Below are 22,093 nucleotides of genomic sequence, written 5' to 3'. Positions count from 1 at the left end.
ATATTGTTCACGGGGAGGTTCTTTTATGCGTTTACTGATTACCGGAATTATTGTATTTCTTATATTATTTTACTTTTATCTGATCTGGCCGAGACTGTCTAGGAAACGACAGATCCGTCCATTTCTTCACACGATGTTCGCCCATCGTGGATATCATTGTATTGAAAAAGGGATTCCCGAAAATTCCATACCTTCTTTCCGTGCCGCTATCTCCCATGGATATGGGATCGAACTGGATGTCCATCTGACAAGCGACGAAAAACTTGTCGTATTCCATGATGACGACCTGTCTCGTATCTGTGGACGACCGGAAACCATTGAATCACTCCCTTTAAAAGAATTACAAAGCTGCCGGTTACAGAATACGAATGAGACTATCCCACTTTTCACCGATGTACTATCCCTGGTGGGCGGCCAGGTTCCGCTTCTGATCGAACTGAAGATTCCAAAGTCTTCTCTTGGCATCTGTGAAAAGACCTGGGAGATTCTTAAAAATTATAACGGACCTTATATGGTACAGTCTTTCAACACACTTGGTATCTGGTGGTTCCGCCGTCATGTACCCCATGTCTTAAGAGGTCAGCTTTCTTCCAACCTGACTGCCGACCATCTTCCGGAGCCATGGATCCTGACCTTTGTTGTAAAGCATCTGCTTGGTAATGTACTCGGACGGCCGGATTTTATTTCGTATAAGCTTGCAGACCTTCCGATGTTTGAAGTCTGGTTTTTAAAGTACATTCTGCATCTTCCGGTTGCAGTGTGGACTCTGCGGACACCTGATGCTTTAAAAAAGGGAAAACGGCATTATGATATGCAGATATTCGAGAAAAAGAACACTTACTATTAACTTTGTAAAAAATGTTAATATTCCATGAACTTTATTGTTGATTCAATTTTTTCATGTTATAATGCGCTTTGAAACGAGATAAGATAATAACAAAGGCTTTGAAAAAGGGGTAGTTCATATGAAAGCCATTGATAAAGCAAAGAGTTTTTTGAAGAAGTACCGTCATGCATGGGTATTATCATACTTTCTGATCTATATGCCATGGTTTGTTTATCTGGAGAAGCGCACGAATGTACGTCATTACATGATACATTCCCCAATCGACAATCATATTCCGTTTATTGAATATTTTATCGTGCCGTATTTAGTGTGGTTTGTATTCATTGCCGTAACGGTAGCTTATTTCCTTATTAAGGATAAATGGGGATTTTACAGACTATGTGCTTTTTTATTTTCAGGTATGACGATTTTCCTGATCATATGCACGGTTTTCCCAAATGCATTAAATTTGAGACCAACTGTATTTCCACGCGATAATGTATTTACAGATATGGTAAAAGTCCTGTACAAGACAGACACACCGACGAACGTGCTTCCTAGTATCCACGTATTTAATTCCATCGGTGTCAGTATTGCTATTTCACACAGTAATGATCTTAAAAAGCACAGATGGATCCAGATCAGTGCCTATATTCTGGCAGTGCTCATTATCCTGTCTACAATGTTCTTAAAACAGCATTCCGTGACGGACGTGATTGCAGCTGTTACGATGGCATGTATTATTTATCCATTCGTGTATGTGACAGCGGATAAAAAAGCGCCGAAGCTTTCTCAGCAGCCGACGTAACATGAATATAGAAATGACTAGCTATTGGCAATTTTTTGTATATTATGCTACGAAAAGAAAGATGCAGGTAACTGTTATATAACTGACAGTTACCTGCATCTTTTTATTTTTGTTCCGTTTTCTACTTGCCGGTGCTGCTTCCGGATTTTGCTGCAGATCCCGCATATAATTCATGACATCCCACGGACAATATACATCGAAGCGTCCAAAATGATAACCATCATACCATCTTTTCACTTCTTCTGCCTTTCCGGACACATTTGCGTCGGTCAGAATCTAATCTACTTCTTCCTGTGTAAATCCAAAATATTCATTGAATCTGGAATCCGTAATATTATCAGGCACAAAATTATTCGTTCCTGTGAAGATACTTTCTTTTGCAATCTTCAGACAACCTGTTATCACCGCAAACCGAAGTGGCGTATTATCTTTCAATGCCGTACTCATAGTATGCAGGGACTGTCCTATCTGAATCTTTCCCGCACTTCCACTTTTTAACTCTTTAAAAAGCGTCCTGTCATCCGAATCCATACGTTCACTTTCCAACAGATATGTATGTTCTTTGTACAAATTAGATATCTGAACTGCCAGTCTTTCATATGCATCTTCGAAAGTCAGCCCATCAATGTCTTTTAACGTCAGGAATACGACCGGATATTGATTCATCCATGCACTGCACAATGCTTCATCGTAGATAATTTCAAGACCATCGAATAACCTCCTGTTATCGGACCGTATATCAAAAAATGGGCAAGCATACCCATCCCCATTGTTTTTCCAAAGCGTCTCGGACGGATGATCAGTGTAACTTCTGCAGACTCTCTTTTTAACAGTTCTTTGATCAGTCCGCTTTTATCTATGTAGTAGTCATTTTCCCGGATTTTTTTGAAGTCGGATATTCCTACCGGGAAATTGAGTTGATTGTTCACTGGCTCCCTCCTTCATGCTATGATTAGTATACACTTTTATTTTTAATTGATGTATTTAATAATTTTCCATATATGCATCTATTCCATCCGCAATCCCCTGCACCATTTTTTGTTGATATTCTGCTGTCTGCATCAGAACATCTTCCTCAGGATTTGTCATATATCCCATTTCAACAATCGTTACCGGTACCTGGCTCCAGTTATTTCCGCTCATTGTATCTGTTTCCCATACATATTCTTTATTGCAACCAGTAACTTCACAGTATTTATCAAGAATTGCTTCTGATAACGCTTTACTTTCGCCATATATCGATGCATTATATGGATTATTTGGTGTTGTACAAATTGTCATCGCTCCTTTCGCATTAGAGTTTTCTGAACCATTTGCATGAATCCGCACATATACATCGGCATTTAGATTATTTGCAACTTCTGCACGTTGTACACAACTGATTGGTACATTATTAGATTCTCTTGTTAAAACCACCTGATATCCTCGTTGTTCTAATACTTCTTTCAACTGAACGGATATATTTAATGTTAACTCATATTCTGGCACACCACTTGAAATACCTCTCGTCCCGCTGGCATCTGCTGCCTTTTGTTCTGATGATCCGGGTCCCAATGGTTCTGTCCCAGTTGCTACAACTGCTGAATGTCCCGGATCAAGAACAATCACTTTTTTATCCGTTACTGTTTGATTTTCCTGTTCGTTATCCGTTGTTTCATCTTCCGGTACAGGTGAACTTTCTGTTCCTGTTAATTTTGTATTCTCTGACTTCTTAACTCTTTTTTTGTTCTTTTGACTCTTTTGCTTTTGAGATTTATTCATCTGTTTAATTTCACTGATCGTTTTCACATGCACGTCCTTTTTACAACCAGTTAATGCAAAAACTAGGGTCAGCAAATATATTGCCAGTTTTAACTTTTTCATATTTTTCCTCATATTTCATTATCAAAAATTAATATATCGATCCATTGATATCTTATTTCACATCAACAGACCGATATACAAAATTATCTATAACTATTCAAAAAATCAACATTCTTCTTTTCAATTTCCGACATACTATCCGAAACAGCATTCATATCATTCACTTTATTTGTATTACTTTTATACCATGTTTTGTTTGAAAAATATGCAGACAACTTCGAATCTGTAAATTCATATCCATGTTTTGCGTATATTTCGTTGATAATCATCTGAATAATATTTATACCTTCCGGAAAATTATATTCTGAATAATTTGCATTTAAATATCCTTCAACATCACTGTCTGTCAGTAAACGATCACTGCTATAGGAACACAGATAGTCACTGGTAACTCCTAAATCTACAGCCTCAAGTTTCCCCGAAACATCCCATTCACAGTCAAATTCATCAGCCACTTCATCTACATAATTCTTTTTTAACTCCTCAAGTGTCTGATATCCATCAAAGCTATATGAACCAGAAGATAAATCTCCACTGGTTACTTCTACACTAAAATCATCATATGGTACATCATATTCATCCAGATCAATTTCGCACTTTCCATCCCCACCTACAATAACATTTTCAAATTTCATACTATAATAACTAACTACATCTTTTCTCTGTCCACCATCTGGCTGAATATGCGCATTAATCTGATAAATCACACCATAGTAGTTTTTAGTATAATCGTCGCTGTCTTTTGCAACCTGCAGATAATCTCCTGCATATGACACTTTATCCAACGTAACATCCTCAGACCAGTAATCTACCATATCGCTAATACTTTTCTGAGCCTTTGCACGAGCAGAATTCATACCATCAGTATCAACTTCTTTGATTTTTGAAAGATACTTTCCTAAATTCTTTACTTTGTATTCCTTTTCTAACACAGACGGTGCTTTATTATATTGGTCAACATAATACCCCGCATCCTCAGTAAGAGAAATCTTAATTTTATCACCATTTTTCAAACCAGAAGTTTTATCACAGGTAAAATCATACTCAGACAACATATCTCCATTATATTCAATATCTGCCTCTCCATTTGGCTCTACACCCGAAAACGTTACTTTCAAATTTTTAAACGGATCAAACAATTCCATTTCTTTTAGTCCAGATACTTTCTTTGATCCATCGCTATACTTTATTTTGCATTTGATAAGCTTTGCAATCGCATCTTTATCTACCTTCCAAGTATAAGACACTTTATCTCCATTTGATAATTTTTCATTCTTACCTTCAATATTAGCATTTGTATATTCCATGATGATATCTATCGGTGTCATACCTCCTGTTTGCGCCATTCCCCTTTTATAAGAAATTTTATTTTCAAAGTCCTCTTTCATACTATTCCAATCAATTTCAGTATAAGCCACACCGCCTCCATCATATCCTCCATATGTAACTTTCAGATAATCATTCAAATTAACCGTTGGTTTATGCAGAGCAATTACAATTAACAATACTAAAACTAGCGCCACACATGCTCCAATGATTCCCCATGTCTTTTTTGAAATTTTCTTAAGTTTATCTGTTATAGTCTGATTTTCTGCTACTCTTTTTAATTGTCCTACACAGCCATCAGCTATATTTTTGCCTTTTTGCAACCGCTCTTCTGCCATTTTCTTCCCGTTTTCCCAGTCAAATCCACCTGGCGGGACTTGTCTCTGTGGCATCCTTACCTGTTTTGGTGGTGTTCCTACTTGATTATGCTGTACGTCTCCTGAATTCTGCTGTATTCCAGGCTGGTTAACACTACTGCTTCTCGTTTCTGATTGCTCCGTTAATTTATTTCCACAATTCCAGCAAAATTTTGAACCATCTTCATTATTAGATCCACACACTCTACATCTCATAGTCCATTCCTCTGTAACCAACTTTCTTTAAAAATAAATATTGATTTTTCTTTCGTTTAATTTTTCCACTTGGATACTGCCATATCTCCCATTGTCTGCAAATCATGTACCAGTGCGCCCACTTCATTCATCATACGGTCAGTATCACTTGTCGGCTCGCTGACAATAGCGTAAAAAACTGCGTTTCCTTGCAATGAAAGAGCACCCTCACCAATGTTAATCGGAGATGGACTACATTCAGACGCATAAATAGTTAATTTAAAACTTTTTCTAATTCCACTAACAATAAGAACAATTCCTAGTATCATTATCAAAAAAGAATAAAATCTTCCACTGCCAATATAGGACGAGCTAATTCCCCATGCATAAAAGCCTAAAATAGTCAGAATTACACCCACAATAATCTGTGTAATTTTCATATTTACTCCATAATAACAGTCAACACCGGTGACTTTATCCAACGAAATTTCTTTTGAAATACGGCTTCTGAAAAAGGTACCTCCTTCTGCCTGAAAAATCATACGCCTCGTTGTCACGCTTAAATATCCCTCACATCTTGGCTGTTTTACACTACTACAATGATACTGCCTTACCAACTGCTCATTTTCTGATAAAACAATCCCTGACAATGAAGAATCCTCTCCATAATTATTGTTTACGTATCCCATTCTGTCATTTTGATATTGATTCTGTACCGGATCATTCTTCTGACCATTATTAAAATCATTCATTCCATTATTGGCATACTGTACTTTTACCTTACTTCCACAGACCGGACATCTTTCCACACCATCCGGTAATGAATTACCACACTCATTACAATACATAACTTTTATTCCTCCTTCGTATTATTGATATAAATTAAATTTAAAGCGGAAAGGTTCTCCGCTTGGTGCACTTACAATTGCTTCTCCGACCGGAAGATTATTAATATCATCATCTTCTACGACGTACCCTTCTCTCAACTGCTCAGCAATTCCTCGGTTTTGAACTTTTGACATATAAGACTGTTGCTTGATATTCCGTCCAAATAAATTTTTTATATATTCCCTTGAACCAACATCATTTACCCGAAATGCAAAAGTTGTTCCAAATCCTGACAGAATACTTCGTCCTGTATATTCACCATAAGCTGCCATTACCTGATCAATATTCTGAATACCCACAAAAAATTTTGCTCCTAGACTACGTCCAAAATTTACACCATCATCTATATGCTCCAGATGCGGCACCAGTCTAAACTCATCAATAAAAAAGTAAACATTTCCCTCATTTGAGGTTCGACACAACGCCTCTTTAATCGCCAGATCAATTAACAGCCGATAAATAGGCATCAACATTCCACCGATTCCAAGGTCATATTCAACAAATATAACTCGTCCACCTTTTCTTCTCACCAGTTTTCTCATCGACAATCCGCCTTTTTTCTGGAAATTACCGATAAAAATCTCGCGCATCATCTGCTGTAACTCAGCCATAACTCCCAGTGTTTGTCCTGATTTTTCATCATAAATATACGACTGCATAGCCTTTAAATCTGAATGTTGATTTAATATATCAACCATAATATGTGGTGTAATACTATTCAGATACGAACGTAATGATTTATTATTTCTTTTATCTGCAAATTTATCATTCCGCACCAGATGTAGCATCAATGCTGCGAACAAATCTTTGGCTGCATTCGGGAAAAATGGTTGTGTTGTATGTTCCAGTTTCTCAGCAAAAAATCCTTTGGCAATCTCCAGTATATTTTCCTCTACACGATCATCAATTGTTACTTCTTCAAAAATATTCCAGTAATCCGCTTCACTGCCTCCGGTTGCTCTCGCATCGTTACTTATTACTACATCACCTGGTCTGTAAAATTCTTTATAAAAGTCACCTTTTGTATCAAAAATAATCATGACATCCTCATTCGTCAGATTCGACCTGGTATTCCGAATAATGTGATTAAATGCATTTGATTTTCCTGTACCGATTCCTCCTAATAACAACATATGTCGTGACAAAATATGTTCTCCAATCGGAATCATCATAGGTTGTCCCATATGATTTTTTCCCGGTATTGCATACCGGGATGCACTTTCCTGATATGTACAATAATCCACTAAGCTGTCACCTATAATTACATTTTGTGCATTTGTATTTATTGCCATCTGTATTTTCTCCTATTCTGTTAATATGAATAATTTTCGTCTTCTTCATTACCCCCACTTTCATAGGATGTACTATCATCTTCCCCACTTGACAAATCTTCAGCTTTATCTTCTTCCTCTGAGTTGTCTTCGGTTTCTCCAGAATTTTCTTCACTTGACAAATCTTTGGCTTCATCTTCTTCCTCTGATTCATCCTCGATTTTTCCAGAACTTTCTTCACCTGACAAATCTTCGGCTTTATCTTCTTCCTCTGAATTGTCTTCGATTCCTCCAGAACTTTTTTCACTTGACAAATCTTCAGCTTTATCTTCTTCCTCTGATTCATCCTCGGTTTCTTCAGAACTTTCTTCACCCGACAGATCTTCAGCTTTATCCTCTTTCTCTGATTCATCCTCGGTTTCTTCAGTGCCTTCTCCACTTGACAAATCTTCGGCTTCATCTTCTTCCTCTGATTCATCCTCGGTTTCTTCAGAACTTTCTTCACCTGACAGATTTTCGGCTTTATCTTCTTTCTCTGATTCATCCTCGGTTTCTTCAGTGCCTTCTTCACTTGACAGATCTTCATCTTTATCTTCTTTCTCTGATTCATCCTCGGTTTCTTCAGAACTTTCTTCACTTGATAAATCTTCTACATTGTCCTCTGTCTCTGAGTTGTCTTCGGTTTCTCCAGAACTTTCTTCACTTGATAAATCTGCCGCATTATCCTGCAATTCTGATTCGGTTTCTATTACTGCTTTATCTTCTGCATTCTGTTCTTCTCCCGCTTCCGCTTTATCACTCAACAACTCTGCTTCATCTTCACTTTCTGACTCGTTCCACCTCTCCTCTTCTAACTCATCCTCACTCAGAGTTTCTGTTTTATCTTTGTTTTCTGCCCCTTCTTCTTCGTAGTCTTTTTCATCTTCCCGATTCTCTAATTTATCCTTTTTCTCTGATTTATTTTCTTCTTCAACTTCTTCTTTCCTTTGATTTTCTACGTCTCTTTTATGCTCTGGATTTTCTTTCTCTATTTCTTCTTTTTTATACCGCTTTTCCGTACTCTCCTTGTCCCCTGACTTTTCCTGGAATCCTTCATCTTCCTGTTTCTGAGCATTCCTGTACTCCTCTACTGCCGTAAGATATTTCTCACTCATTTCTTCGGTCATTCGCATAACGTCTTCATTGGATAAAGATGGATCATTTTTTAAATGCTCATAATATTTATTCACCTGATCCCGTAATGTTTTATCGTACTCTTCCACACTTACTCGATCTGGATTAAATATTGAACGATTCTCCGGATTTTGTGCTTCATATTTTTCTGTTCTATTTTCTTTTTCTCCCCTGTCTTCGCTCTTTTCTTTCTGTTGAACAGCATTTTTGTATTCTTCTACCGCAGAAAAATATTTTTCACTCATATCTCCGGTCATTCGCATAACATCTTCATTAGATAAAGATGGATTATTTTTTAGATGCTCATAATATCGATTTACTGCTTCTCTTGATATTGCATCATACTCATCTACAGTTATCGGATCCAGATTAACTGTAGAATTATTCTCCCAATACCGTTCTTCATATGCATCCATCATTTCTTTATACATCTGGTTCAAAGCATCTGGATTATTATTCCATAGTCGCTCCAACGCATTCTCATACGAATTATCCTCAACTGACTTTTCATACATTGCACGTCCAGGCTCTGTCCCATAATATTTTTCAATTTCATCAAAAGCTTCTCTGGTCTTTTCACTCCCATATTTCCATGCATCACGCTCTCGAGGTTGCACCAGATACTCATCACCTCTTCTAAAATATTTCACATTTCTATCATTTATGGCCCACTCTTTTACTTGTTTCATATCTTTATGAAATCCCGGATGCTTTATTGCATAACCCTGATATGCATGATATCCTTCATGTGCAATGGTATCAAATAGCTGCATATTAGCGTCAAGCTGTGTAGGATGATTTATATCTACCGGTCCTACGAGTGTTCCATACTCTACCAAATCACGATTAATATATATAACATTCTTGTCTGGGTCATATCCACCATAGTCTCCTCTCACTTCTTTCGAAGAAATCGGTAAAACCTTAACTGCTGGACGCCCCTGTTCGGCTGCAAAATGATTTTCTAGTTGTTGTAAACATTTCCATTTACTACCTGTATCTAACTGATTCCTCTTATTATATGAAAAATTACTATACAGTTCGCGCCGGTTTACCAATCGATTTATCTTAAATTTGGTAAATCCCAACATTCATATCACTTCCTTCTTTATCGACGCGCAAATCTTGTAAATATTTCATACCCATGTAGCGGATCTTTAGAAGTTATATACAGTAAATCCACTGCTTCTAAAATATCCAATCCTATTCCTTGCATAGCCATCTCTAAAGAAATTCTGCTATATTCAATTTCTGGTATTTGTTCATCTTTTGCCCACTTACGAATCACATTTTTTAAATCTTCCGGATATTCATTTAAAATTTTCCAGCTCCATTTTTCAGCTAGAACGGGTTGCATATGCATTTTTTTGCTGATTATAGTACCTAAATCTTTATCAATGTCTTTTATAAACTCGCTCATATATTTCTCCTCTCTACTGCATAATAAAATTTCATATGTAACAATATTTTTTATATAAATAATATATTTCTACACAATAATATCGACAATATACCTTTTATGTAATATAATGTCATACTCTATCTTCCCCTTTCAATATGTGCTCTTGATTGTGCTCGTGCACTTTCACTGCCTTTTGTTCCGTTTTCTTGACCTTCGATTGATAAATGTACTAAACTGAACAAGTGACCTGCACATATGTGCGCACATTATTTACTTTTACTAATACAAGAGGGGATAAATCATGTCAAAATTCAGTGAGAAATGTAAAGAGTTGCTTATAGAAAACGGTTACAACGTATACCGCCTTTCTCAGGCAGCATCTCTGGAACGTACCACACTTCAGAGAATGGTTACTGGTAAAAGATTGCCCGGACCTGAATTTGTCGAACATTTCTGTCAGGCGCTTCGGATTTCACTGCCTGAAAAGAAAGAAATAATGGAATTATATAAAATGGAAGCCATCGGTGAAACTGCTTACCGAAACCAAACCACAATCCTTCACCTTTTTGAAAAACTATCTGCTTTGGAAAAAAATGAAGGATTTAACAAAAGATCAATCGTTGATTATGGTGAAATGAAACTGATTTCACCTATCTCAAATGATAAATACGAGACCGAACTATTATTGCAATATGTTCTCAGGAAGACTATACAGGAACAAGAGTCTCCTGAACTTTACACTAATCTTCCAGGTACAGATACATTGCTTCCACATTATCTGAATCTTATGATTCCGCAATACGGTAAAGCTATTCTGATAAAGCATCTGATCCATTTCCAGACGAATGCATCCTATGCTTATGAGAATCTGGAGACACTGCACCAGATTATTCCGCTATGTTTTTCAGCCGGCATTAATTACATACCTTTTTATTATTATAGTAAGCTTTCCCGAAACGATCGGCCAAATCTTCTATATCCGTTCTATATTATTACGGAAAAATATGTACTGCAATTGGCATCCGATCTTTCAAAAGGAATCCTTCATTCGGATCCCGCGATTTTACAGGAATATACAAAAGAATTTCAGAATTGTCTGGAGCATTCGTCCCCACTATTACAGCAAAGTAAAAATCTTGATGAAGCGCTCCAACTTTATATGACTTCATTTGATACAATTCAAGACATAACCAGTCTGGACGCCACTCCTTGTGACAGTGATTTCATGGATAATGAATATTTTTTTGATCGGGTAAAAGAACATTCTCCGGAATATGCTCCATTTATGAACGCATACAAATCTTTTTTAAATGTTATAAATCAAGCCAATCGGAATGACTTTTTTACCATCAATGGTTTTCAGAAGTATTGTGAATACGGGATCTCGTCAGGTACCAGTAGTATTGTCATTCCCAAATTTTCACCTGAAGAGAGAATCACCTCTCTTAAATATTTTCTGGAACACTTTTCAAACGAGAATCATCACATGCTGAATTCTACTTTCAGTTATCCGGATTCTTTATATATTGAATTACGCAATAATCATTCATTGTTCCTTATCAACCTTGCAGATAAAGCGAATATTTCTTTTATCATCATTCAGGAAAGTAGTATCTGCAATGCATTTTCTGAATTTTTCCAATTATTGGCCGATTCGGAATACATAACTCCAGAGAACCAGACACGCACACTTATTCAGAAATACATCCGGCAATTGAAACAACTGACATTTGGTATTACTCCCTAGAATTTTTTTATTTCTTCTTGTGGTTTTTTTATTTTCTCTCTGATCTACAAAACCTAGCACTGGCAATTTCTTTCGAACACATGACGATATAAATTAAGGAGGTGTACATCCAAAACATACACCTCCTTATCTATTTACTCCGAATTCCTGCATACTCCGTATACTTCTCAAATGCCGACGGTATCGAATATTCTTTTTTTATCTGCTCCGGATGAATGAACAGAAAACCTTCCTCATTCGTCTTCTCCAGTTCATCTACGGTCACTTCATAACCTGTCATATGCCATTCAATATGACTGAAGATATGTTTCGCCTCCGGAAGTTCCTGTATGCGGACCGGCATCAGACCAATCTTCTTGCTGTATTCCGTAACTTCAGCCATTGAAAATTTTCCTTCCAGATTCGGGAATTCATATAATCCGGCCAGCAATCCTTTTGCCGGACGTTTTCGGATTGCAATCTGTTTACCGTCTTTGAAGATCAGTACAGTTCTTTCTTCGATCTTTCTGGCCTTTGCTTTCTTCTTTACCGGTATCTCCGCTGTCAGATTCTCTGCATGTGCAATACAATACTCTTTTACCGGACATTGTTCACATTTCGGTCCCCCGTTCGGAACACACACAATTGCCCCCAGTTCAATCAGTCCTTGGTTAAAATCGCTGGCGGCATCTGTAGGTATCACCTGTTCCAGTGCACTTTCTATCTTTTTGCGGACGCTTTGTTTCATGATATCTTCATAGCTACCCGTAATTCTGGAAATCACCCTGAGCACATTGCCATCCACTGCCGGTTTCGGGATTCCATAGGCAAATGCACTGATCGCCCCCGCCGTGTAATTGCCAATTCCCTTCAATTGCAATATTTCTTCATAAGTATCCGGAAACCTTCCCGCATGATCAACCATGATCTGCTGTGCCGCTTTCTGCATATTTCGTACACGATTATAATATCCTAATCCTTCCCACAGTTTCAGCAGTTTGTCTTCTTCTGCTTCTGCAAGATCTTTCACTGTCGGAAGTGCTTTTAAGAACCGGTCATAATATCCTTTTACTGCTTCTACCCGTGTCTGCTGCAGCATGATCTCGGATACCCATACCCTGTATGCATCCGGATTATGGCGCCACGGCAGATCCCGTTTATTCTCCCGATACCAGTTCACCAACGGCTTTACAATATTTCTAAGCTCTGCCTCTGAGGACATCTTCGGTTCCTGCAGTTCTCTGTCTTTTTTTGATTTTGCTTCTTCGACTTTCACTTCTGTTTTTTTCACTACTTTATGTTCCATCTGTTTCTCCATTGTCCATTTGGGAAACAAGTGCCTTTGCTGTTGTTTCCTCACTTATTTTATTTTCGAACATATGGTTTATTATAACTTATCTCTCTATACAACGTCAAAGCCCTTTTCCTGGAAATGTCGTCTTGGGGAAGACACTTTCAGGAAAAGGGCTCTTAGAAGGGAATGTGGCTGATCCTTGCCACTAACAATATTATCGTTTGAATTTATTATATCCCCGTTTTCTTTAAATTACCAATTGGTTATTCTCATGTACTTATAGGCATTTTCTATATGTCATATTCTATTGAATCTTTTCATTTTTTCTATTATTATAGGTATTTTCTATTTCATTTTATCATTATAGAAAAAACCAATTGGAAAATTCATTTAGAAAAGCCTATACTATTCATAGAAAATAAATATGAATATTTAGGAGGTATTCGGTATGTCAATTACAGCGGAAACAGCGAAAGCTCATGTTAACGATCCTGCCGTATTATGTTGTAGAGCAGAAGGCGGAATTACAATTGAACCAGCAAACTTAGAGGATCCGGCAATCTTCGATGAATTAGTAGATTCAGGTCTTTTAAATCTTGATGGATGTCTGAAGATCGGACAGGTTCTGGGAGCAAAATTAACAAAGACCAGTGATTCTCTCTGTCCACTGACAGCAGACAATGTAGACGGATTCAAGACTGATGATGAATTAGCAGCAGAAGAGGCTCCTGCCAAAGAGGAAGCTCCTGCTGAAGCTGCACCTACTGCAAGCGTTCAGGGTGCTGTTACTACAATTAAGCATGGTAAAGTAGTCATCTCTATCAAAGAAGGAAAAGATATTTATCTGGAACTTCCTATCTAGTTTGAAGAGAACATACAAAATTTTCTTATAAGAACAAAATGGCAGATATCCCCCAAATGATATCTGCCATTTTTATTCTTAATACTACATATTCTATTTTTCTGCTTAATACTACATATTCTATTTTTCTGCTTCAGCTGCTTCTTCAACATCTTCCGTCCAGTTCATTCTTCCATAACGCAATGTCACCGCATGGATCTCTTTCTGTAATTTCACAGATAACTGGTTCTTGCGGATTCTCCACTTCCAGTTTGTTCCGACAGTTGACGGTGTATTCATACGGCACTTATTATCAAGGCCCAGATAATCTTGCATCGGGATCACGCACCATTTTGCTGCGCTTCTCATGATCAGACTGATCAGAGGCTTATTCAGTTCCGCCTCCGGTGTATAGGTATCACAGAGATATTCGCGGGTCAGCTTCTGCTCATCCTTACTGATGCTTCCCCACCAGCCGGCAAGTGTCTCATTGTCGTGAGTTCCTGTGTAAGCAACACTGTTCACCGGATAATTGTGCGGTAGATAGTCGTTCGCAGATCCGGAATCTCTCGAATCAAATGCAAATTCCAGCACCTTCATGCCTGGGAATCCGCTGTCTCTTACCAGATCACGTACGCTGTCCGTAACATATCCAAGGTCTTCTGCGATAACTGGTTTTTCACCCAGTGCTTCTCGTACTTTCCAGAACAGATCCATGCCAGGCCCCTTTTCCCAGTGTCCGTCTACTGCCGTCTCTGCCCCGTATGGAATAGAGAAATACTCATCGAATCCACGGAAATGATCGATTCTTACCACATCATACAGGCGGAATACATAAGCCAGACGAGATATCCACCACTGATAGCCGGTTTCCTTATGATATCCCCAGCGGTACAGTGGATTTCCCCATAACTGTCCGGTTGCAGAGAATCCGTCCGGCGGGCATCCGGCTACGGCAACCGGTACATTTTCCTCATCCAGCTGGAATAATTCCGGATGTGCCCAGGTATCTGCGCTGTCCATTGCCACATAGATTGGGATATCGCCGATGATCTGAATTCCTTTTTTATTGGCATATGCTTTCAACTGCATCCACTGTTCATAGAACTTGAATTGCATATACTGCTGGAATTCAATATCAAAATACAACTCTTCACGGTAATAATCCATGGCAGGTCCCCAGCGCAGCTTGATATCATCTGCCCACAACTTCCATTCCACACCGTCAAATCTGTCTTTAACTGCCATAAATAATGCATAATCTGACAGCCACCAGCTGTTCTCTTCTACGAACTTCTGATATTCTGCATTCTCATGTACCTTACTTCTTTCGTAAGCTTTTCGAAGAAGCGGGTAACGCCCTTCGTAAATCTTTTTATAATCAATACTCCCTTTTACTTTTCCCCAGTCTACGGCCTCACATTCCGCCTTTGTCAGAACCCCTTCTTCCACCAGTGCCTCCAGACTGATGAAATATGGGTTTCCCGCGAATGTAGAAAATGACTGATACGGGGAATCCCCGTAACTTGTAGGACCAAGTGGCAGGATCTGCCAGTAACTCTGACCTGCTTTCTTCAGCCAGTCTACAAATTCATATGCACTTTTTGAGAAACAGCCGATTCCATATTCAGATGGAAGGCTGCTGATCGGCATGAGTATGCCTGCTGCTCTTTCGCTCATCTTTCTTTCCCTCTTCTTTTTTCTATTTATTTTGATTTCCTTTTTGCTTTATATTTTTGCAGATGTCTTATTATAAAATGATCCATTATACCGTTATCATAACTCCATAATGATCCGATACAACCGGTGCATTCTTTCCGTTACAGATAACATTTGATGAGCGGACATCTGCCGGAATAATTGCCACTCCGTCTCCTAATACCTTATCTGAAAACACCGGATCCGGTACTTCACTTAAAGGCACTGCCTTTCCGGTTAACGGCGCAAGAACTACTTCTGGAACCTTTTTACTCTCATTCTCGTTCATAACGAAACCTCCTCATGTTTTTCTCATCTGCACTTCTTTTGCATTTGTTTTGTGCAACCGTTTGCATTAATTATATTCAGTTTTTGCATTGTTTTCAATTAGTATTTTACTTTTTGCTCTGATTTCTACTTTTTTTACAATTTTGCATTATTGTTTTTGTGCACTTTCCCTATGTTTTCTCATGCGTGCGTTTGCGCAATATTTCATGCAAATGCATTGCAATGTTGTTTTCTTTGCTGTAAAATAAAAATATATGAAAAATCTATGATATCGGAACGTATAAAACAAGAATATCAGAACTACAAAACAAACGGAGGTTATCTTTATGGCAGTAACGATCAAGGACGTGGCTGCGTTGGCAGGAGTCTCTCCTTCCACCGTGTCCAGAACCTGTAAAAATAATCCATCCATCAGCGAAGAAACGAAAGAACGTGTCAGAAAGGCTATGGCGGAACTGGGGTATGAGCCGAATTTCCAGGCAAGCAATCTTGCCTCTCAGAATTCGCGTACCATTGGCATCATTCTCCCCGCTTCCGCAAAAGAAGTCTATGAGAACTCCTTCTATCTGGAAGCAATCCAGGGAATCAGCCATTATTGTAATGGCAGACAGTATATGACAACAATTGTAACCGGGCAGGATGAAGCAGAGATCCTTGACGCCGTTCGCTCTATGTCCAGAAGTGGCAAAGTAGACGGTTTCATCATACTGTATTCCAAGAAAGATGATCCCGTCATCGATTACCTTTTTAACGAAGGTCTTTTATATATTCTGATTGGAAAAGCAACACAGTATACCAACCAGACTATCTATATTGATAATGATAACCTGCTTGCCGGAAGAGAAGCGGCTGAATATCTTTATCAGCTTGGACACCGCCAGATTGCCTACCTTGGTTCCGACAGCTCCCTGATGTTCTCTGCCGATCGCAAAGCCGGTTACCAGCTTGCGCTTGCAAGCCACCAGCTCCCGGTTCGTCCGGAATATTGCGTGGAAGTAAAGAATGTATCAGAGAATAACGAAGAAGCCATACGCGGGCTCCTTATGCAGAAAGACCGCCCGACAGCAATCCTGGTCAGCGACGATATCCTCGCCGTCTCTTTAGAAAGAGTCTGTCTGGAAAACCATCTTGCAATCCCGGAAGATTTGTCGATCATCTCCTTCAATAACTCTTTGTTCGCAAGACTGACCTCACCACAGTTAACATCAATCGACATCGGAGCAGGCCAACTCGGAAGTGAAGCCGCCTCCCAGATCATCAACCACATAGAAAATCCAAATCTCCTTGCAACCAAGATCATTGTTCCTCACCACCTGATCGAACGGGACAGCTGTTGTAAAATATAACCTGTAAGAGATTTTGTTATAACATCATAAAACACAAAAAGGAAATATATAATGTTATAAGGTTTTCTGCATAGCAAACGAAAACATTTACATTATATATTTCCTTTTCATTTTTCATTATAAAATCTTAGATAAAAATTCCTTAAGACGAGGATCTTTTGGATTCTCAAAAAATTCCTCCGGTTTTGCCTGTTCTTTTATCTGTCCCGCATCTATAAAGATAACTCTGGAACCAACTTCCTTGGCAAATCCCATCTCGTGTGTTACCACAACCATCGTCATGCCTTCTCTTGCAAGCTGTTTCATCAGCTCCAGAACTTCTCCTACCATCTCCGGATCGAGTGCCGATGTCGGCTCGTCAAACAGGATCACATCCGGATCCATTGCCAGCGAACGGACAATTGCAATTCTCTGCTTCTGACCGCCGGATAACTGCGATGGATACGAATCTGCCTTTTCGGCAAGTCCTACTCGTTCCAGAAGTTCCATTGCTCTTTTATCTGCCTCTTCCTTACTCTTTCCAAGAAGCTTGATCGGAGCAAGTGTGATATTTTCCTTGATCGTCTTATGTGGGAATAAATTAAAGTGCTGGAACACCATTCCCATCTTCTGACGGTGCTTGTTAATATCCACATGTTTGTCTGTAATATCCACACCTTCAAAATAGATATGTCCCTGATCCGGAACCTCAAGAAGATTCAGAGAACGCAGGAATGTTGACTTACCGGAACCGGATGGTCCTACAATAACGACCACTTCTCCTCTGTGAATCTCCTCGTCAATCCCATTCAGCGCATGGAAATCCCCGTATATTTTATGCAGACCTTCTACTTTGATCAGTACATCATCTTTCTTAGTGGTCACTGTTTCTCAACCTCCTCTCCAGTAAGCTGACAAGCTTGGTAAATATCATTACCATTGCCAGATAGATCAGTGCAACGGCGATCAACGGCATAAATGCATCATATGTACGGCTTCGAATGATATCCCCGCCTTTAGTCAGGTCCTGTAATGCGATATAACCGGATACAGAAGTTTCCTTTAACAGAGAGATAAATTCATTACAAAGTGTCGGGAGTACATTCTTAAATGCCTGTGGCATAACAATATACATCATCGTCTGTGCATAGTTAAATCCAAGGCTTCGCCCTGCTTCAAACTGTCCGTTATCGATAGACATAATACCAGAACGGAATATCTCAGCAACATATGCACCCGAGTTAATACCAAATGCTACGATCGCAACGACAACCTTACTGATATCAACACTTCCAAATATAATAAAGTAAATGATCATCAGCTGTACAACTACTGGTGTTCCACGGATCACCGTCAGATAAACTTTACAGATTGCATTCAGAATCTTCAATTTGCCGGTCTTATCATGTGTTGTACGGACAATTGCGATCAAGAATCCAAGTACTACACCAATCAATACTGCAAATACAGTAACCAGCAAAGTGATCTTCAGACCATCTGTAATATATCTCCAGCGGTTATCATCTATAAAATTCGAAATAAAACTACTTTTCAATTCCTGCATATTCTCATCCTACTCTTCTGGATTATTTCTTAACGATGATCATCTGTTTTCCTGTGTAATAGGAATCAGAAAAATCTACCTGTTTCTCTCTTCCCTTTGTAACAGTCATACCAGCCGCACCAAAATCTGCTTTTCCACTGTCAACTGCTGCAATAATTGAGTCAAATTCCATATCATTTACAGTAAGTTCCATACCGAGCTTATCTGCGATTGCCTGTGCAAAGTCTACATCAACACCAACAATCTTGTTATCTTCATAATATTCATATGGCTCAAATGCTGCATTTGTTGCCATCACAAGTTTACCATTAGAATGATCGACATCTGCCGGAGACTCATATCCTTTTTCTTCTGTTCCGTCGATATAATATCCAACGATCTTGTCAAATGTTCCGTCTTCTTTCAGTTCCTTGATTGCTGCGTTGAATTTGTCTTCCAGCTCTGTATTGCCCTTTTTAAAGCACATTGCATAATCTTCTTCTACATAAGGTGTCTCAAGAATCTTCAGTCCGTCATTTGCATCTACAAATGCTTTTGCAGGCTCGTTATCAATAACAACTGCATCGATCTTTCCTTTTACCAGTGCCTGTACTGCATCTGCACCTTTATTAAAACGCTCTACATGATCATCACCGAAATCATCAGAACAGTAGATATCGCCTGTTGTACCTGTCTGAACACCAATCTTTGCATCCTTAAGATCATCTGCACTTTCAATTTTCTTTTCTTCTTTTTTAGATCCGCATGCTGCCATAGAACATACACACGCACCAATCAGCATTACACTGATAAGTTTCTTTAATTTCATAATCTTTTCCTCCATTCTTTTGACAAACTGTATAAAAATACATATATACTTAATATATTATCATGTTTTAATCAAAAAACAAGTGGATAATTCCACATATTCGCAAAACATCCACCCATTTTCTTTATACATTTCTATGCAATTACAGTCTGAATAATAGTCCATACAATGATCAGACCGCCCAAAACGATACGATAATATCCAAATACTTTAAAATCATGCTGTTTGATATATCCCATAAGGAACTTGATCGCAATAACCGATAATCCAAAAGACACGATACATCCAAGCATCAGAAGACCAAATTCTGCGCCTGTAAAATGGAAACCGAATTTGATCAGTTTCAAAAGACTGGCACCAAACATTGCCGGAATTGCCAGGAAAAATGTAAATTCTGCAGCCACTTCTCTTGATACTCCGATCAGCAGTGCTCCGACAATCGTAGCTCCTGATCTTGATGTTCCCGGTATCAGCGCAAGCATCTGGAAGAAACCGATCCATAATAACATCTGTACACTTAACTGGGAGATCCTTGTCACAGAAGGTTTTTTGCCTGCATTATGATTTTCTACAACGATAAATAAGATACCATATACGATCAGCATCACTGCTACCGGAATCGGTTTATAGAAGATCTCATCCAGAATATCATTGAACAGAACTCCTACGATTCCTGCAGGTACCGATGCGATCAGTACCTTGATCCACATCTGCCAGGTCAGCATCTTCTGCTTGTGGCTCTTTCTTGGTGAAAACGGGTTCAACTTATGAAAATACAGTACTACAACTGCCATGATCGCACCTAACTGGATAACCACATCAAACATCTCCATAAATGCATCACTCATACTTGGTTTCAGCACATTTCCAACCAGAATCAGATGTCCGGTACTGCTGACAGGAAGCCACTCTGTGATTCCCTCTACAATTCCTAAAATTATAACCTTGATAATATCTAACATGTTGCGCTCCTTTCCTTAATCCAGCACATATTTTTCTATAAATTTCGCAACGCCCTCTTCGTCATTGGATAATGCCACATAATCTGCTGCTTCTTTTACGGAAGGAATGGCATTTTCCATTGCCACACCCATTCCTACTTCTTTCAGCATCTTCAGATCATTGTTGCCATCTCCGAACGCCATGATTTCTTCTCTTGGAATTCCAAGAAGCTTTCCAAGTTCGATCATTGCTTTTCCCTTGTTCACTCCTGCTGCATTAATCTCCAGATTCATCGGAAGCGCTCCCGTGATCTCAATTCCCGGAACATCTTCGATCTCTTTTCTGGCCGCATCACGATCTTCCACAGAAGTAAATAACGCCTGGATCTTATCTACAGGAAGTTTCGTCTCATCAAATTTGACTCTCACATCATCCACTGCCACACGTGTAGACATAATATAATTCGCCATTGCCGGAACACTCAGATATTTACCAATATGTTCCAGTGCTTCCCGCGAGGCATAGCCTACGCCATCAAAATAAATCTCCCGAAATGTATCATAATGTTCGAATACGTCCATCATTACTTCTGCAATATCATGTGGAAGCAGTTCCTCTACAATTGCTTCATTCTTCTCAAGATCTATAACTCTTCCGCCGTTCGCAGTAACCGCATAACGTATGCCCGGGAATTCCAGCAGTTCCTTTGGCACTCCCGTAATAGGTCTTCCCGTCGCCGGCATCACAATAATTCCCTGTTCAATCGCTCTTTTCAACACATCTTTCGTATATTGTGGCAACTCTTTGTCAGATTTTAAAAGTGTTCCATCCAGATCCATTCCAATCATTCTGGTTTTAATTTTCATATGTAATTAATTCCTTTCCTTCTCTTAAAAACATAAGAAGTTTCTTACTGATCTTATTCTCTCCCTGTTCATATGCCTTTTCTCCGTGATCGATCATTTTTTCAACGATATCTTTATTTCCGGCCGGAGCAAACAACACTGTATCTTTTCTCGGAATCATGATGATCAGATCATCCTTCAACTTGTCTGCGCAGACCTGCCAGATATGCTTAAAGCACACGGAACTTGCCTCATGATGTCCGTCTGCTACGATCCCATATCCCCCATACCAGGTATTCGCAATTACAAATTCTACATCTCTATTCAGATTTTCACAAGCTTTATGATACAGTTTTATGATATCACATTCAGGCGGAAGCATGTTATCCTTTAAGATCTCATATATATCTTCCCCTCTTTTAATTGCAAACACTACGTTCAGATCCCCAAGGAACCCAATTACAGGTGCATCTTCTTCCGAAAAATGCTTTCCATTCAAAGCCTGGGAATCCGTAAGCTCTGCTTTTATCCACGGATAGATCTGCTCACTGATATTTTCCAATTTATAATTTTCTTCTTCGTATTTTTTCATATTATATATATTCCTCTCTTATTCAGACATTCTACCTATTTATTTTATACATAATTCTTTCC

21 protein-coding genes and 2 pseudogenes are annotated in these 22,093 nt (G+C 38.8%); 5 read left to right on the top strand and 18 right to left on the bottom strand.

What is annotated here, in order from left to right; all coding sequences use genetic code 11:
• Positions 1-25 precede the first annotated feature (25 nt).
• Together NQ508_RS02620 and NQ508_RS02615 are read left to right on the top strand one after the other, a co-directional pair.
• Positions 26-847 (top strand): glycerophosphodiester phosphodiesterase, encoded by an 822-nt coding sequence (locus NQ508_RS02620; protein ID WP_006427438.1) that lies wholly within the window; start codon positions 26-28, stop codon positions 845-847.
• A gap of 118 nt (positions 848-965) precedes the next feature.
• Complete coding sequence (locus NQ508_RS02615; protein ID WP_006427437.1) at positions 966-1,634, top strand: phosphatase PAP2 family protein; 669 nt, start codon at positions 966-968, stop codon at positions 1,632-1,634.
• 42 nt (positions 1,635-1,676) lie between these two features.
• On the opposite strand, the gene NQ508_RS14090 is transcribed toward NQ508_RS02615, so the two are convergent.
• The 9 genes from NQ508_RS14090 to NQ508_RS02575 form a co-directional block, all read right to left on the bottom strand.
• Entirely contained in the window at positions 1,677-1,871 is a 195-nt protein-coding gene (locus tag NQ508_RS14090; RefSeq protein ID WP_330371000.1) for a hypothetical protein, read from the bottom strand.
• Between the two features lie 39 nt (positions 1,872-1,910).
• The gene (locus NQ508_RS14085; RefSeq protein WP_006427435.1) at positions 1,911-2,300 is read right to left on the bottom strand and encodes a P-loop NTPase family protein; all 390 of its coding nucleotides are present in this window, start codon (positions 2,298-2,300) and stop codon (positions 1,911-1,913) included.
• The gene (locus NQ508_RS02605) at positions 2,297-2,563 is read right to left on the bottom strand and encodes an AAA family ATPase (protein ID WP_006427434.1); all 267 of its coding nucleotides are present in this window, start codon (positions 2,561-2,563) and stop codon (positions 2,297-2,299) included. The genes NQ508_RS14085 and NQ508_RS02605 overlap by 4 nt, the downstream gene beginning before the upstream one ends.
• 55 nt (positions 2,564-2,618) lie before the next feature.
• Entirely contained in the window at positions 2,619-3,497 is an 879-nt protein-coding gene (locus NQ508_RS02600) for an N-acetylmuramoyl-L-alanine amidase family protein (RefSeq protein ID WP_044919946.1), read from the bottom strand.
• An 83-nt stretch (positions 3,498-3,580) separates the two neighbouring features.
• Positions 3,581-5,395 (bottom strand): YARHG domain-containing protein, encoded by a 1,815-nt coding sequence (locus NQ508_RS02595; protein WP_006427432.1) that lies wholly within the window; start codon positions 5,393-5,395, stop codon positions 3,581-3,583.
• A gap of 56 nt (positions 5,396-5,451) precedes the next feature.
• Entirely contained in the window at positions 5,452-6,222 is a 771-nt protein-coding gene (locus tag NQ508_RS02590; RefSeq protein ID WP_006427431.1) for a zinc-ribbon domain-containing protein, read from the bottom strand.
• 21 nt (positions 6,223-6,243) lie between these two features.
• Positions 6,244-7,554, bottom strand: coding sequence for a type IV secretory system conjugative DNA transfer family protein (locus NQ508_RS02585; RefSeq protein ID WP_006427430.1), 1,311 nt, complete (start codon positions 7,552-7,554; stop codon positions 6,244-6,246).
• A gap of 20 nt (positions 7,555-7,574) precedes the next feature.
• Positions 7,575-9,797, bottom strand: coding sequence for a midas domain-containing protein (locus NQ508_RS02580; RefSeq protein WP_006427429.1), 2,223 nt, complete (start codon positions 9,795-9,797; stop codon positions 7,575-7,577).
• 17 nt (positions 9,798-9,814) lie between these two features.
• Complete coding sequence (locus NQ508_RS02575) at positions 9,815-10,126, bottom strand: hypothetical protein (protein ID WP_006427428.1); 312 nt, start codon at positions 10,124-10,126, stop codon at positions 9,815-9,817.
• Between the two features lie 283 nt (positions 10,127-10,409).
• Between NQ508_RS02575 and NQ508_RS02570 the strand changes: the two genes are divergently transcribed.
• Positions 10,410-11,855: a helix-turn-helix domain-containing protein gene (locus tag NQ508_RS02570; RefSeq protein ID WP_006427427.1), complete on the top strand. Its 1,446-nt coding sequence runs from the start codon at positions 10,410-10,412 to the stop codon at positions 11,853-11,855.
• A gap of 130 nt (positions 11,856-11,985) precedes the next feature.
• Here NQ508_RS02570 and mutY read toward each other — a convergent pair.
• Positions 11,986-13,020: pseudogene (gene mutY, locus NQ508_RS02565) on the bottom strand (A/G-specific adenine glycosylase); the annotation flags it as partial.
• A 556-nt stretch (positions 13,021-13,576) separates the two neighbouring features.
• On the opposite strand from mutY, the pseudogene NQ508_RS02560 reads away from it, so the two are divergent.
• Positions 13,577-13,987 (top strand): annotated as a pseudogene (locus NQ508_RS02560) (D-proline reductase (dithiol) proprotein PrdA); the annotation flags it as partial.
• A gap of 123 nt (positions 13,988-14,110) precedes the next feature.
• On the opposite strand, the gene malQ reads toward NQ508_RS02560, so the two are convergent.
• Positions 14,111-15,649 (bottom strand): 4-alpha-glucanotransferase, encoded by a 1,539-nt coding sequence (malQ, locus tag NQ508_RS02555; protein WP_006427424.1) that lies wholly within the window; start codon positions 15,647-15,649, stop codon positions 14,111-14,113.
• Between the two features lie 85 nt (positions 15,650-15,734).
• Complete coding sequence (locus NQ508_RS14080; protein WP_006427423.1) at positions 15,735-15,956, bottom strand: PTS glucose transporter subunit IIA; 222 nt, start codon at positions 15,954-15,956, stop codon at positions 15,735-15,737.
• Between the two features lie 325 nt (positions 15,957-16,281).
• Between NQ508_RS14080 and NQ508_RS02545 the strand changes: the two genes are divergently transcribed.
• On the top strand, positions 16,282-17,301 hold the full coding sequence (locus tag NQ508_RS02545) for a LacI family DNA-binding transcriptional regulator (protein ID WP_006427422.1): 1,020 nt from the start codon (positions 16,282-16,284) through the stop codon (positions 17,299-17,301).
• A 117-nt stretch (positions 17,302-17,418) separates the two neighbouring features.
• Here the strand turns inward: NQ508_RS02545 and NQ508_RS02540 are convergent, their stop codons facing one another.
• The 6 genes from NQ508_RS02540 to NQ508_RS02515 form a co-directional block, all read right to left on the bottom strand.
• Positions 17,419-18,165, bottom strand: coding sequence for an amino acid ABC transporter ATP-binding protein (locus NQ508_RS02540; RefSeq protein ID WP_022415185.1), 747 nt, complete (start codon positions 18,163-18,165; stop codon positions 17,419-17,421).
• Positions 18,155-18,844 carry an amino acid ABC transporter permease gene (locus NQ508_RS02535; RefSeq protein ID WP_006427420.1) on the bottom strand — a complete coding sequence of 230 codons (690 nt, stop codon included), beginning with the start codon at positions 18,842-18,844 and terminating at the stop codon, positions 18,155-18,157. The genes NQ508_RS02540 and NQ508_RS02535 overlap by 11 nt, the downstream gene beginning before the upstream one ends.
• Before the next feature lie 22 nt (positions 18,845-18,866).
• Positions 18,867-19,652, bottom strand: coding sequence for a transporter substrate-binding domain-containing protein (locus NQ508_RS02530; protein WP_022415186.1), 786 nt, complete (start codon positions 19,650-19,652; stop codon positions 18,867-18,869).
• A 134-nt stretch (positions 19,653-19,786) separates the two neighbouring features.
• Positions 19,787-20,614 (bottom strand): undecaprenyl-diphosphate phosphatase, encoded by an 828-nt coding sequence (locus tag NQ508_RS02525; RefSeq protein WP_006427418.1) that lies wholly within the window; start codon positions 20,612-20,614, stop codon positions 19,787-19,789.
• A 15-nt stretch (positions 20,615-20,629) separates the two neighbouring features.
• Positions 20,630-21,460: a Cof-type HAD-IIB family hydrolase gene (locus tag NQ508_RS02520; protein WP_006427417.1), complete on the bottom strand. Its 831-nt coding sequence runs from the start codon at positions 21,458-21,460 to the stop codon at positions 20,630-20,632.
• On the bottom strand, positions 21,450-22,031 hold the full coding sequence (locus NQ508_RS02515) for a hypothetical protein (RefSeq protein WP_006427416.1): 582 nt from the start codon (positions 22,029-22,031) through the stop codon (positions 21,450-21,452). Before NQ508_RS02515 ends, NQ508_RS02520 begins: the two co-directional genes overlap by 11 nt.
• Between the last annotated feature and the right edge of the window lie 62 nt (positions 22,032-22,093).

This window comes from Dorea longicatena, assembly GCF_025150085.1.
Lineage (GTDB): Bacteria > Bacillota > Clostridia > Lachnospirales > Lachnospiraceae > Dorea_A > Dorea_A longicatena.
This window is presented reverse-complemented; position numbering and strand designations above follow the sequence as displayed.

Bases quoted from the DNA above. Each gene is read 5' to 3' on its own strand.
- NQ508_RS02620 (WP_006427438.1), top strand. From the start codon at position 26: ATGCGTTTACTGATTACCGGAATTATTGTATTTCTTATATTATTTTAC.
- NQ508_RS02580 (WP_006427429.1), bottom strand. From the start codon at position 9,797: ATGTTGGGATTTACCAAATTTAAGATAAATCGATTGGTAAACCGGCGC.
- NQ508_RS02525 (WP_006427418.1), bottom strand. From the start codon at position 20,614: ATGTTAGATATTATCAAGGTTATAATTTTAGGAATTGTAGAGGGAATC.
- NQ508_RS14080 (WP_006427423.1), bottom strand. From the start codon at position 15,956: ATGAACGAGAATGAGAGTAAAAAGGTTCCAGAAGTAGTTCTTGCGCCG.
- NQ508_RS02585 (WP_006427430.1), bottom strand. From the start codon at position 7,554: ATGGCAATAAATACAAATGCACAAAATGTAATTATAGGTGACAGCTTA.
- NQ508_RS02590 (WP_006427431.1), bottom strand. From the start codon at position 6,222: ATGTATTGTAATGAGTGTGGTAATTCATTACCGGATGGTGTGGAAAGA.
- NQ508_RS02575 (WP_006427428.1), bottom strand. From the start codon at position 10,126: ATGAGCGAGTTTATAAAAGACATTGATAAAGATTTAGGTACTATAATC.
- NQ508_RS02570 (WP_006427427.1), top strand. From the start codon at position 10,410: ATGTCAAAATTCAGTGAGAAATGTAAAGAGTTGCTTATAGAAAACGGT.
- NQ508_RS02530 (WP_022415186.1), bottom strand. From the start codon at position 19,652: ATGAAATTAAAGAAACTTATCAGTGTAATGCTGATTGGTGCGTGTGTA.
- NQ508_RS02545 (WP_006427422.1), top strand. From the start codon at position 16,282: ATGGCAGTAACGATCAAGGACGTGGCTGCGTTGGCAGGAGTCTCTCCT.
- NQ508_RS02595 (WP_006427432.1), bottom strand. From the start codon at position 5,395: ATGAGATGTAGAGTGTGTGGATCTAATAATGAAGATGGTTCAAAATTT.
- NQ508_RS02615 (WP_006427437.1), top strand. From the start codon at position 966: ATGAAAGCCATTGATAAAGCAAAGAGTTTTTTGAAGAAGTACCGTCAT.
- malQ (WP_006427424.1), bottom strand. From the start codon at position 15,649: ATGAGCGAAAGAGCAGCAGGCATACTCATGCCGATCAGCAGCCTTCCA.
- NQ508_RS02535 (WP_006427420.1), bottom strand. From the start codon at position 18,844: ATGCAGGAATTGAAAAGTAGTTTTATTTCGAATTTTATAGATGATAAC.
- NQ508_RS02600 (WP_044919946.1), bottom strand. From the start codon at position 3,497: ATGAAAAAGTTAAAACTGGCAATATATTTGCTGACCCTAGTTTTTGCA.
- NQ508_RS14085 (WP_006427435.1), bottom strand. From the start codon at position 2,300: ATGAATCAATATCCGGTCGTATTCCTGACGTTAAAAGACATTGATGGG.
- NQ508_RS02515 (WP_006427416.1), bottom strand. From the start codon at position 22,031: ATGAAAAAATACGAAGAAGAAAATTATAAATTGGAAAATATCAGTGAG.
- NQ508_RS02520 (WP_006427417.1), bottom strand. From the start codon at position 21,460: ATGAAAATTAAAACCAGAATGATTGGAATGGATCTGGATGGAACACTT.